Source organism: Bradyrhizobium sp. USDA 10063 (assembly GCF_054063735.1).
The window spans coordinates 3,610,734-3,622,460 of sequence record NZ_JBSSGP010000002.1; the positions used below are offsets into that span (position 1 = coordinate 3,610,734).

The 11,727-nt window shown below is 57.3% G+C and carries 13 protein-coding genes, 1 tRNA gene and 1 pseudogene; 5 read left to right on the top strand and 10 right to left on the bottom strand.

Going from position 1 to position 11,727, the window contains the following annotated elements; all coding sequences use genetic code 11:
• Window positions 1-35 precede the first annotated feature (35 nt).
• A complete protein-coding gene (locus ACVJGD_RS19240) occupies window positions 36-575 on the bottom strand; it encodes a hypothetical protein (RefSeq protein ID WP_456635821.1) in 540 nt (179 codons plus the stop codon).
• Window positions 572-1,699 carry a hypothetical protein gene (locus tag ACVJGD_RS19245; RefSeq protein ID WP_456635822.1) on the bottom strand — a complete coding sequence of 376 codons (1,128 nt, stop codon included), beginning with the start codon at window positions 1,697-1,699 and terminating at the stop codon, window positions 572-574. The genes ACVJGD_RS19240 and ACVJGD_RS19245 overlap by 4 nt, the downstream gene beginning before the upstream one ends.
• A gap of 383 nt (window positions 1,700-2,082) precedes the next feature.
• Here ACVJGD_RS19245 and ACVJGD_RS19250 point away from each other — a divergent pair, with 383 nt between their 5' ends.
• Window positions 2,083-2,355, top strand: a complete 273-nt coding sequence (locus ACVJGD_RS19250) for a hypothetical protein (protein ID WP_456635823.1) — start codon at window positions 2,083-2,085, stop codon at window positions 2,353-2,355.
• Between the two features lie 81 nt (window positions 2,356-2,436).
• A pseudogene (locus tag ACVJGD_RS19255) lies at window positions 2,437-2,664 on the top strand (type II toxin-antitoxin system PemK/MazF family toxin); the annotation flags it as partial.
• Window positions 2,665-2,673: 9 nt separating this feature from the next.
• Here ACVJGD_RS19255 and ACVJGD_RS19260 read toward each other — a convergent pair.
• From ACVJGD_RS19260 to thrS, 6 genes are all read right to left on the bottom strand, one after another.
• Window positions 2,674-3,207 carry a hypothetical protein gene (locus ACVJGD_RS19260; RefSeq protein ID WP_456635824.1) on the bottom strand — a complete coding sequence of 178 codons (534 nt, stop codon included), beginning with the start codon at window positions 3,205-3,207 and terminating at the stop codon, window positions 2,674-2,676.
• A 10-nt stretch (window positions 3,208-3,217) separates the two neighbouring features.
• A complete protein-coding gene (locus ACVJGD_RS19265; protein WP_456635825.1) occupies window positions 3,218-4,024 on the bottom strand; it encodes a hypothetical protein in 807 nt (268 codons plus the stop codon).
• Between the two features lie 600 nt (window positions 4,025-4,624).
• A tRNA-Glu gene (locus tag ACVJGD_RS19270) sits at window positions 4,625-4,723 on the bottom strand.
• Window positions 4,724-4,915: 192 nt separating this feature from the next.
• The gene (gene coaA / locus ACVJGD_RS19275) at window positions 4,916-5,872 is read right to left on the bottom strand and encodes a type I pantothenate kinase (RefSeq protein WP_456635826.1); all 957 of its coding nucleotides are present in this window, start codon (window positions 5,870-5,872) and stop codon (window positions 4,916-4,918) included.
• Between the two features lie 103 nt (window positions 5,873-5,975).
• Window positions 5,976-6,320 carry a DUF952 domain-containing protein gene (locus tag ACVJGD_RS19280; RefSeq protein ID WP_456635827.1) on the bottom strand — a complete coding sequence of 115 codons (345 nt, stop codon included), beginning with the start codon at window positions 6,318-6,320 and terminating at the stop codon, window positions 5,976-5,978.
• Window positions 6,321-6,389: 69 nt separating this feature from the next.
• Window positions 6,390-7,619, bottom strand: coding sequence for a threonine--tRNA ligase (thrS, locus tag ACVJGD_RS19285; RefSeq protein ID WP_456635828.1), 1,230 nt, complete (start codon window positions 7,617-7,619; stop codon window positions 6,390-6,392).
• A 346-nt stretch (window positions 7,620-7,965) separates the two neighbouring features.
• Between thrS and ACVJGD_RS19290 the strand changes: the two genes are divergently transcribed.
• The 3 genes from ACVJGD_RS19290 to ACVJGD_RS19300 all read left to right on the top strand — a co-directional run bounded on the left by ACVJGD_RS19290 (window position 7,966) and on the right by ACVJGD_RS19300 (window position 10,371).
• Window positions 7,966-8,442 carry a protein-L-isoaspartate O-methyltransferase family protein gene (locus ACVJGD_RS19290; RefSeq protein ID WP_456635829.1) on the top strand — a complete coding sequence of 159 codons (477 nt, stop codon included), beginning with the start codon at window positions 7,966-7,968 and terminating at the stop codon, window positions 8,440-8,442.
• A gap of 118 nt (window positions 8,443-8,560) precedes the next feature.
• Entirely contained in the window at window positions 8,561-8,797 is a 237-nt protein-coding gene (locus ACVJGD_RS19295; RefSeq protein WP_456635830.1) for a hypothetical protein, read from the top strand.
• 92 nt (window positions 8,798-8,889) lie between these two features.
• Entirely contained in the window at window positions 8,890-10,371 is a 1,482-nt protein-coding gene (locus tag ACVJGD_RS19300) for a serine hydrolase domain-containing protein (RefSeq protein WP_456635831.1), read from the top strand.
• A gap of 111 nt (window positions 10,372-10,482) precedes the next feature.
• Here the strand turns inward: ACVJGD_RS19300 and ACVJGD_RS19305 are convergent, their stop codons facing one another.
• Both ACVJGD_RS19305 and ACVJGD_RS19310 read right to left on the bottom strand, forming a co-directional pair.
• Window positions 10,483-11,067, bottom strand: a complete 585-nt coding sequence (locus ACVJGD_RS19305; RefSeq protein WP_456635832.1) for a hypothetical protein — start codon at window positions 11,065-11,067, stop codon at window positions 10,483-10,485.
• A gap of 82 nt (window positions 11,068-11,149) precedes the next feature.
• A complete protein-coding gene (locus ACVJGD_RS19310) occupies window positions 11,150-11,659 on the bottom strand; it encodes a hypothetical protein (protein WP_456635833.1) in 510 nt (169 codons plus the stop codon).
• Between the last annotated feature and the right edge of the window lie 68 nt (window positions 11,660-11,727).

Consider the following 11,727-nt stretch of genomic DNA (forward strand, 5'->3'; position numbering starts at 1 on the left):
CGTCGTGTCGATTGATCAGCAATACAGTCTAACGCTTACGCTTTTGGTGTTTTGGCCGAGATACGTATGCCGCCCACGGCGGCAAGCTCCCTCAGAACATTCAGCGTTCGTTCGGAAAACTGCTCTATTGCAGCCTGAGATATCTTCAGGTCTTCCTTCGATTTTAGTCCAACTAGAGCTGCCCGAACGTGATCGAGCGCTTCTTGGTATTGCTGAACACTTCTGGCGCCCTGAGTTCCTTCGAAGATCACGGCCAGCTCGATGGCCTTCCACTGCATCTCCGCAATCTTCGATAACACCTTCTGTATCGCGGCACTGTCTACGTAGCTTGTTCGAAGGACTCCATATTGAATGTCCGACACGTCGCTCACGAGAGATCGTGTTCTTGCATTCAGGTCATCCAAATTTCTGATCACGAACTCAGATCGAATCTTTTGCTTTTCGAGACTCTGGTTGATACCTGGAACAATGTAATATGTCCCGATGGCGCCTAGAATGATTCCGAGGATCGTAGCCCATACTGGTAATTTTTCCGCGAGCAAGAAAGCTACGGTGTGATCCAGCACACGTTTCATGGCTTGATCTCGAGCTGGACGGGTGTGTCTAAACCGATCTGCTCTTTCGACCGCTTCGCCAGGGTGTTTATTTCATCGATCTCTTTTTGATGTAGTGACTTAAACAGATAGTCTAATTTGACGCCCGTATCGTGCAAGTGAGCATCCGCCGGAGAAATCGAGTTGGTAACTTCAATGCCTTGACTTAACTCAGCGGCAGAAAAGCCCTTGAGCGAGACTGAAATCGCTACGCTAACGAACGCACTTAGAATAGCTGAAAGCGCGACAAGCCCATACTTTCCGGGCGAATTAAAATTCTGCGTAAAGGATTGGACGAGTGAGCGATCATAAAACGTTTGAATTGCGGTCCGTACGTCGAGGTCAACAAACTCCGACAACTGGTCTTTCTCAATCGCCGCGAACGCCGAGATAAAATATGAGACCAGATAGTTCGCTTCCACAGTGGCCAGAGGGTCCTTCCCGTCGTACTTCGGGCCATCCATGATAACGGCAGAGCGGTCCGCCAGGACGTATGCGGGATAAGCAAGCCGAAAGAACTCCTCCGTCTCTGGAGTCCGCAGCAAGTGCGCTATGGCGGGTGGCTTCGAAAGATAAGATTGTAGCCCTGGAGGCACTGCGTATCGCGGCACCCCAATGTTAAGCCATCGGATTCGGCGGTATGGTATCTGCTCACTGCCGTAACGAGCCACAGTCGTTACGTCCGCGACGACAAAGTCGCTGATTACTTCTGCGAAGTAGACCAACTGGTAGGACTTACCCGGAACGATAACCAGGTCTCCCGGCTTCATTCTCCCAAACATCTTGCGAACGCTAGACGCGAGAACTGCTACGCTTCTATCCTTGAACGGCGCATCAGAGTACCGACTTGGATTCCTCGATGGCACTTTTGCATTTGTATCTGTCGAGGTTGCAAAATCGGCAATTGCTCTAGACATCCTAACATGACGTCGAATCGTTGCCGCGTCCTTTGCCTTCCCTGGAGGGAGACTTAATCCAGGTGTCTCAAGGAAGATGCGTTCCCCGCGGATGAAATCGTTGATGAACCGCCGACCACGTCCTGGAAAAACAACCCAAATCGAAACGTTGGGATCAATAATCTTAGTCGCGATATCCGCGTGAATCATTCGCTCCCCCTGCCTGGGGCACATTTCCAAAATCTATCAAGAGTTGCAATACATCCGCGGTCAAATTAGCAGCCAGCCCTTCTACAGGAACTGGATACCAGCGAAGACCGATGGAGCGACGCGCGCGTTGGACTAAAGTCCAACCGACGCACACAAATTGCATGCGAATCCGCTACGTGTACGCGGCGAATACAAGCTTTCGGTCAAGAGGCGGCGCGCGCGAGGCGGTCGGGAATGATTCCAGAACTCGACCTAGTGCACGCTATTGTAGTTCAACTGCGTGCAACTTGGCATGAACTCCTAACTGCCGGCTTGAAGCCGGAACATTGCGGCTTCATCCTTCCCCAACGTTGCGATGCGATTCGTCAGCGCGGGGAGAGGGCATGACGTGCTGGATCAGGAAGGAAATTCTGGATCGCGTCCCAGAGTTGCCTAGCCGCGTCGACTTTGATGATTGGCAAAAAGAACGAGGCATGGTCAACCTCCTCTCGGAAAAGAAGAACTCAAAGCCGTGGCTCCCTGCCGGATTTTACAAGAGCACCAAGGGCGGCAGGCTTTGCGTTTTGGAGGTTCGTCGTTCGCTAAAGGGAGTTGATCAGGCCGTGTGGTTGGAGAAACCGAAAGTCCGCGTCAAAGCGCAAACGCGGACGATCTAAACCGCGCTATGGGCTAGTCTTCGTCTGCTGGTGCTGGCATCCGATGGGCCGAGATGAACTCCGTAATGGCATCGCACCGCGACGGACGAGACCGACGCACCACTGTTCCGGCTCCCTGTCGTACCGAATGAGCACAACGGATTGCACGCGCCTTGCCGTCTCATGGTGGACAAATTAACCACCGTTCTGAAATCCAAAATCGGGACGCGTATCGGGCGCCTGGACGATGAGGATGTCGTGCGTCTCAATCAGGCGGTGCTCGTGTTCCTCGGACTGGCAACGTCTCCGAGAAGCAAAGAACAGGTGTGAGCCCTCGAACTAGGGCGGCGGATAGAGCCGGATGGACGAGGAATTCCGGCCGGTTGGTGGTGGCGGGGGCAGCGGTGTTGAGTCATCGGGGGGCGATGGGGGGCGGCCCAAAGGCCGAAAGATTTTCTCCGCCTCTTCCTCGTTATACTTCTTTATCGTGGCGTCAGCACGAGTGCGGCAATCTCGAATCTTATCCTTCTCACACAATCTGTATGTCGCTGCGAGCCGAAGAGCGAGCTGGTCAGTTGGACACCCTAAGTTTTCCGCTTCGCAGAAACACCAGGTGCGCACCGTCATGGTGGATGCAACGTTCGTATCCGCCATAAGCTGATCCTGCGTCCTGACACAGCTTTCGAATTCTTTATATTCAAATTGAGAAGTGGCCTGCAGCGACCAGATGCGCTTCGCTTCGAATGCGGGACGGCACTTCAGAATTTGCTCAATCTGCCAAACCTCCTTGTTCTTCAAGCACTCCTTATCGTCCTTGTGCGTAACGTTTGCTGCCGGAGTAGAGAACAGCATCACGTAGAGAATCCATTTCATGGGCGTCCATCTATCGCGTTTGAAGCTGCCGGATAGCAGTTTCCAAGCCCTGTATGTCCAGTCGCGTCTGGGCGGCTCGCACCTGCACCGTTGAGGTTACCGGTGCTCTGTACTGCTTTCCTATGGGAAGAGAAGTGACGCTGATCGTCTCTTTGTCGTCGATGGGCGCCATGCTGATGTTCAGCTGCTCATCGAGTGAGTAACTTCCCGAGAAGGAAGCCAGGTCTGTTCCGGCAGGGAACGTGAAGGTATAGGAGCCGTTAGCGCCCATCCTGATTTGAATCTGGCTGTTGTACACTGGCTTGTCGGCCGAAAGCGCCGCGGCCACAGAAAGGGCGTCAGCAGATCGGAATAGCCATCGGCCCACGTTGAGGTGCTGGGCCAGCATATGGATCGATGGAAAATCTGGAGGACATATCAGTGTCCGGTCCGCCATAAGTGCACCGGATACAAAATTGTAGCTTATTCCGCTGCTGCGGATACCCTTGTCATCGAGCTGAACACCGGGGCCGTTAAGAGCCCAGGTCGTGAAACGAATAGGATTGCTAAGGCTTCGGCGAGTGAAGCCGCCGCTTGCGCCGAGGTCGACTTCCGTTCTCGGCAGGAGAGTAATCGTTACAAGCCATTGCTTGGCTTTGAAACGTTTGAACTGGGGCGTTTGATCAAGCACGATGAAAGCATCGCGAAGCTCGCAGGAAGCCTGCGCGATAATCGCGCGAACGGGAAGGGCAAAGTCAGGCGGTACATCGGGGATAACTGCGCAAGCGCCCGAGGAGGCTGCAAGCAACGCAGCGCAAATGCCACGAAACGCAGTCAAGGCAACCCCCATTACCTTACAGCTTTAAATAGCAGATCAGATCGGTTTCGCTCTGTCAACGGGACGCATCAATCGTCCGGGGATAAACGTCTTGGCGTCCGGCGCTAAATTAATTCGGCGTCAATCACCTCGCCGCCGAGACGTACCAGCCGCAAGAACGTCATCCAAAGGAATCGGGGTTTGCCAGGTAATACTCGATGATGTGCATCGCCGAGATGTGACGATGATGAGTCTTTTCGTGTCCGCAATCACACTCTTCGGAATGCGCTTCGCGCCTCCACAGACCGTCCGTACCAATCCTGTAGAACCAGCCGGGATTTATACCGGCGCGGGTTAACTCAAGACCCGGCTGCCCGACCAAAAGCTCGGAAACCTGGACAAGTGTGGGTTCATGGGCGATTGCAGCAATACCCTTCTGATAGAGCGTCCGACCCGCATAGTAGGATGCTGAATCAGTTCGTCGAACTCGAACGCTACGCTTCGGTGTTCAGCAAGTAGCTTTTACTGAATTAGCGCGGTGGAGTTCGCCGACGTTCGCCGACGCTTATTCAACGGATATTCGACGACTTCTCCAAAATGGATCTAAGTCATTGAAACACATGGCGCTCCCTAGGGGAATCGAACCCCTGTTTCAGCCTTGAGAGGGCCGCGTCCAAATACCCCCCTCAGGATTTCTACCGAACTATACCATCTGGGAGCGATTTTGATTGAAATCGGCAGCCAGCATGGTTGGCAGCAGCTGAAATACCCCCCTCGTCTACCATACCATTTCGAATGGGCCTCAACTTCCGCTCACTCGCAACCCGGATCGTTGAGCTCTGCGTCGGTCGACTTGCAATACATAGCTGGATTGCGAGCGAGTGCGCCGCGACGATCTCGGGCCATTGAGCGCTAGAGCCGTCGCAACGCCACCGTCTCTATGACGTGATCGGCGCCCTTGGTGAGGATCAGCGTTGCGCGCGGTCGCGTCGGCAGGATGTTTTGCTCGAGATTCGCGAGATTGGTGCGCTCCCAGATCGCCGTTGCTGTGGCGATTGCCTCATCGTCCGACAGCAGTGAATACCGGTGGAAGTACGACCTTGGATCGTGGAACGCGGTGTCGCGGAAGGTCAGAAAGCGTTGCACGTACCAATCGCGCAGCACCGACACGTCCGCATCGATATAGATGGAGAAGTCGAAGAAGTCGGAGACGACGGGCACTGCCTTGCCGTGGTGCGGCAACGGGGCGGTCTGCAGGACATTCACGCCCTCGATAATGAGGATGTCTGGCTGGTCGATCTCCTGCCACTGGTTCGGAACGATGTCGTAGGTAAGGTGCGAATAGACCGGCGCCCGCACTAGACTTCGTCCGGCTTTGATGTCGCTCAGGAACGACAACAGCCGCGGTCGATCGTAGCTCTCCGGAAATCCCTTCTTCTGCATCAGCCCCTCGCGCTCCAGCACCGCTTTGGGGTAGAGAAAGCCATCGGTTGTCACCAGATCGACTTTGGGCCGCGGTGACCATCGTGCAAGCAGCGCCTGCAGGACGCGCGCGGTGGTCGACTTACCCACCGAAGCCGAACCGGCGATACCGATGATGTAAGGAACCTTGCGGTCGCGGATGCCAAGAAACTGACGCTGCGCATAATAGAGCCGCTGCGCCGCATCGACATAGATCGACAGCAACCGCGACAGCGGCAGGTAGATCTCCTCGACTTCCCTGATGTCGAGGCGGTCGTGCAACGAGCGCAGCCGCGAAAACTCGCCGGGCTCGAGTGTCATCGGCGTGTCATCGCGCAATGCGGCCCACTGCGCGCGCGAAAAAATTCGGTAGGGGTTATATCTCTGGTCGGGAGCGCGGATATCCATGTCGCCGCCTCTCAAGTTTTACGGGCTAATCTCTTGCGCGACGCGCAACGCTCGCCGCTGTATTTTCGCACAACCAAGAACCAAAGCCGATCCCTGGGGTTGATCATGCGACGCCTTTCGGCAATTCGAATGTTCCGTCCACGCTTGGTTCGAAGCGCTGGACAGCGACAACAGCGCTCGAATTCAGGGGTCCATAGATGTGCGGGTAAAGCTTGCCATTGCCGGCGTCCTCGTACCGGATAGGCGGGATCACGCGATCTGGATCGATGACAAGCAATACGAGACCGCGTTCGCCACGAAACAGGTAGTTGGCGACCTCAACGAGTTGATCGGGTGTCGAGCAATGGATAAAACCCTCGCGGTCCAACGACAGAGAGCGATATTCGCCGCTCTTCGCTGCTGACCATACCGCCGGGGAACAGATGTGAAAGATCACTGATTGCCGCAAGTCCGTCTCCGTGTTCGTTCCATGCTATCAAGCTAAATCGGTGATGTCGCGTATGGCCATGATCGAGCGTCATGAGACCTCCGCCGCCCGTTGGTATTGCACGCCATCGGCGCCAGACCGGGCCCTCGCTTGCAAACGGGACACCGCCTCGGCCAGCGGAATGTCGGCCTGTGAGCCATCGCGCTCACGCAGGGTGACCCGACCGTCCCTCATCTCGCGCGCGCCGACGATGGCCATCACCGGCACCGCCATTTCATGCGCCGCCACGATACGCCGCGAAAGGGTATCGGCGCTGTCATAGGCAGCGGCCCGGATCCCGGCATCCTCGAACGCCGCCACTACCTCCGCGCCGTATCCGGCCTGTTCCTGGGAGATCGGCGCAACCGCGACCTGATCCGGCGACAGCCAGAACGGCAGCACGCCGCCATGATGCTCGAGCAGGATCGCGATCATGCGGCCGAGCGATCCGAAGATGGCGTGGTGGATCATCAAAGGCCTGGCGCGGCTGCCATCGGGGGCGACGTAGGATGCCTGCAGCCGCTGCGGCAGTACGCCATCGAGCTGCACCGTGCCGCACTGCCAGGATCGTCCCAGCCGGTCGCGCAGTGCGAATTCCAGCTTCGGTCCGTAGAACGCGCCTTCGCCAGGATTGATTTGAGGCACGAGGCCGCATTGCCGCGCGGCATCGCCGAGCTTCGCCTCTGACCAGTCCCAGGTCGCGTCATCGCCAGCGCGCACCGCCGGCCGCGTGGCCAGCGCCACCTCGTAGTGTGGAAAACCGAGGTCTCGATATACTTCGTCCAGCAGGGCGATGAAGCGCGCAACTTCGGCCTCTGCGTCCTGCTCGCGGCAAAATACATGGGCGTCATCTTGCTCGAAGGCGCGCGTCCGCATGATGCCGTGGAGCGAACCCGAAGGCTCATTGCGGTGGCAGGCGCCGAACTCGGCATAGCGGATTGGAAGGTCCCGCCATGAGCGCAGCCCCTTGTTGAATATCTGCACGTGGCACGGGCACGACATCGGTTTCAGCGCCATCGCCAGTTCGCCGTCCTCGATCCGGAACATGTGCTCGCCGAACTTGTCCCAGTGGCCGCTGCGGCCCCAGAGCTCCTGCGGCAGCAGCTGTGGCGTCCGGACCTCGGCATAGCCGGCTCGGCGCATCTTGCGGCGGACATAATCCTCCAGCACCCGGTAGACCGCGTAGCCGCGCGGATGCCAGAACACCATGCCAGGCGCGTCTTCCTGAAGGTGCCATAGCTTGAGCTTCACGCCGAGATTTCTGTGGTCGAGATCGTCCATGGCTGTGTTCCTTGTGGCTGGAATAAGCGCGGACGGGGGACCATCAAAAACCAGAAAAGGCCCCGTCCGTCGCCGGCGGGGCCTTTTCTGGTTGGAAATACGCTTGTCTCTAGCGCACGCGACCAGGAGGCGATCCGCCGTAAGCGGTCGCCGTGGTGGTCGATGCTGCTGATCGAAGCTCGTTCATGTCCTCTGTATGGCGGCAAAATGCTCAAGCGTCAACGTCCAGCCGCTCGGCACCGCGGAACATCGATCGTCGGGCTAGGAGCAATTTGGCAACGGGCTGTTGCCAAATTGAAACCTCGCCGTAAGCTCTCGGCCTTTAGGTTCTGGATGTACTTCCCTGATGAACGATCGGTCGACGAAATATCGCGAGTTCTTCGCCAAGTTCGTTGCCGGAGACGCCGACCCGAAAATCGTGAGCGCATTTGCCCGCGTCGCCCGCGAACCGTTTGCCGGTCCTGGTCCGTGGTCGATCCGTTGCGGAGACGGTTACATCCGCACGCCAGACGACGATCCAGCATTCATCTACCAGGACGTCCTGGTCGCGCTGGATCCGGATCGCGGGATCAATATCGGCATGCCCAGCGCCCATGCCGGCTGGCTGGACAAACTGGATCTGGGAGAAGGCGATCGGGTCATCCAGGTGGGGGCTGGCACGGGGTACTACACGGCGGTCATTGCCCAGATCGTTGGAGCGTCCGGCGCTGTCACCGCCTTCGAGATCGATGAAGGTCTAGCCGAACGGGGCACGGCACAATCTGAAGGACTACCGCCAGGTCGTGGTGCACACTGGGTCCGGCATAGGCCGGGAGTTGCCTAAGGCCAACGCCGTATACGTCTGCGCGGCGGCCACCACTCCGAGCTGGGCTTGGATCGATGCCCTGCTTCCCAGCGGCCGACTGATGTTTCCATTGGCACCGGAGTTCGGACTGGGCGGTATGCTGCGCGTGACGCGGCCTCAGGCGGGTAACCGCTGGCCCGCAACGTTCGTATCCCGCGCGCGATTCATCGGCTGCACGGGACTTCAAGGCGATCCGGAAGACAATGAGCGCCTCATCAGCTCCTTCGCCGAAGGGTGGGATCGCGTGCGATCGTTGCGGTTCGATGATCGAATGGACGAGACTTGCTGGTTTGCCGGGGATGGCTGGTGGCTCTCCACCGCCGAGCCGACATGACGGTTCGCGGGCCGCCCGACACTGCCGAGACTTGTGCTTAAGCTCTCTACGATGTGACAGCGGCCACTTCGGCGCGGGACATCGACGTTTCCATGGCTTTTCATCACAGTTCTTATGGGAAGAGTGCGGATTCATTTACTGAAGGTGCCATCACGGAAAGGGGCGGTCTTATGTCAACGTCTCATCTGGAAGACCGCATCCAGCGAGTGACCTCTGACCTACGTGAGGAGACGATCATCCCGGGCAAAGGTGGCTCGCCTTGCACGCTTGATCAAAGGATGGTGGAAACCTGCACGCCGGCCGCCAGCGTTGCTGTCGTCGACGATTTTGAGGTGGCATGGGCGCGTGGCTTCGGAGCGATTGCTGTAGGTTCAGAAGCCACCACAGCCAATACGCCGTTTCAGTGCGGTTCGATCAGCAAGCCCGTATTCGCGCTCGCAGTCATGAAGCTAGTCGAGAACGGGACCTTCGATCTCGACGCGGACGTCAACGATTATCTTACGACATGGCGTTTGCCGGCCAACGACGGATGGCAACCGCATGTCTCGCTACGACATCTCTTGAGCCATACCGCGGGCACGACGGTACACGGATTCCCAGGTTATCCTTCATCGGGGCCATTGCCCACGGTCGCCCAGATTCTGCAGGGCGTTCCCCCAGCAAACAATCACCCCATCATTGTCGATGTTCTTCCGGGGACGCAATTCCGTTATTCTGGGGGCGGGACGACGATAGCTCAGCAGGTCGTGGTCGACGTGACAAGAAGGCCTTTTCCGGAGCTCATGCGAGAGCTCATCCTGGAGCCAGTTGGAATGGCGGACAGCAGCTTCGAGCAGCCTGCTCCATCTGCCCTCACCGAACGCGCTGCCAAGAGCCACCCTTGGAATGGCGTCGAAACGCCCGGCGGCTATCACGTCTATCCGGAAATGGCAGCCGCGGGCCTCTGGACGACCGCCGCCGATCTTGCGCTACTGAGCGTGGAAATCATGCGTACGCTGAAGAGCAGATCTTCCAAACTTGGACTCACGCCTGAGACGGTGAGCAGCATGCTCCGCCCTCAGCTCCCGGATCAGGAGATAGGCCAAGACTTCGTAGGGCTCGGATGGTTTTGCTTCGGCAAAGACGAGACCTTTCGATTTGGCCACGATGGCGGCAATCATGGATATTTGGCAACCATGCGTATGCTCCCAGAGATTGGCAAAGGCGTGGTTGCGATGGTGAATTCGATTCAGGGTTGGATGTTGGGCAGCGAGATCACCGCCGCGGTTGGTCGTGAATATAGCTGGCCCGCGCTCAAAGAGCTTCAGGAAGCAAGCGAGATAGACCAAAAATTCATGTTGACCGGAGAATATGAGAGCGCAAACCAAAGGATCCGGGTAGCGCGGGACGGTGAGCGGCTTCTAGTCGAGTTCCCGTTTCAAAAGGCTGTTCCTTTGTACTATTCGACCACTGGAGAATTTTTCTCAAAGGCAATTAACCTGCGATTGCAGTTGGGCGGAAACAACCCGGAAAGGCCGTCCGATCTGACCGTTATTCATGGCCAGAAGACGGAGCTGTTCAAACGGGTCGACTAAACCTCTCAGCCAAGGACGCAGCATTGTGGTCCTTCCCTCGCGGAAGGGCGAATGCATCTCTGTCTGACGACTTGCGTTGAATCTTTCAGCGGCTCACCTGCCCGCGCGGTCTTACATCGCGAGCTTTGGCGCATATGGGTCGATCAATTTGTGGGTCTCAAAGATGTAGCTGCGGGGCCATTGGATCAAGAAATCCTCATCGAAACTCAGCAGCCTGACGACGCCTCGATAGCGGTCAAGATGAGCGACTCTCGAGAGGCAATCGACCTCTCCATTTTCGTTTACCCGGCAGGAACAGATGTAGTCATTTCCATCTTCGAGGGGTTCTTCGTGCTGCGGCAGCGGTGCGAACGGCTGGAACCAACGTTCTGAGCTCACTTGGATTGGCCTATGCTGCGTCTCAGCGAATGCATCAATCGCCGCCTGCTTTGAGAGATGGAGAAAAGTCTTGTAGGCGGCTAGATGATCTTCCTCCGGCAGCGGCGCGTACCATGGGCAACCGCGCTCGTCTCCGGCTTCGAAGAAAACGCGGACATAAAAGATTCCTGGAAGATAGTCTCCGACGTGGACAATGGGCACGATGGCCTCCCGACGTTGTAGATCGAAAGAACCTAATCGGCCGGCCAGAAAGTCCAAAGGCTTGGTTTGGCTCACACGACGACTTCGCTCCATCTCGTCGAAGTTTGCCAGCATCATCCGCTGGATTCGGGCTCGCCAAGACGCTGCGATCGGAGTTGAGCCTGAACGGACTTGTCGGCCTTCCGCCTCGCTGAACCGCCTAGCTTTCTAGGTCGCCGACCTTCACCACCCTCGCACCTACGACTTTTGTCCCCTCTAGCTCCCGCACGATACGCTCGTCCGGGCGGACGACCCCGAGATCGAACTCCCGATCCGACGTGACGAGGATCATCCTCTGCCCAACGACGACGATCACCGTGACGTCGTTGCTTTCACCGGACATCGCCCATCTGCGGATCTCGCTTCCGTACGGCTCCTTGCGCCAGGCATCCGGAAAGCCGGGGTCGCATCTGATTTCAATTCCGTCTTCGGATGTGGTTAAAACCAGTTTGGATTTGTTCGGCTTCCACTGCTCGTCGAGGTGATCATTGATCAGCCAGAGGCAGCTAAAGTTCTCGCATTCAGCCGGCCGGTCGGCGTACATCGCGCAGCCGCGCCCTGGTCTGCAATGGGGGCACCAGTAATTTGCCGGTTTTGCCAGCTCTTCGATGGCCATCACCTTGCAGCAGAGTGTGCAATCGTCACATAGCCGTTTTGCCGAAGCGATCATGCGCTCGCCCTTGCGATGTTCCGTTGCGTGCAGGCTAGGGTGGGTGGCTCCGAAAAGCTTCCGGTTTT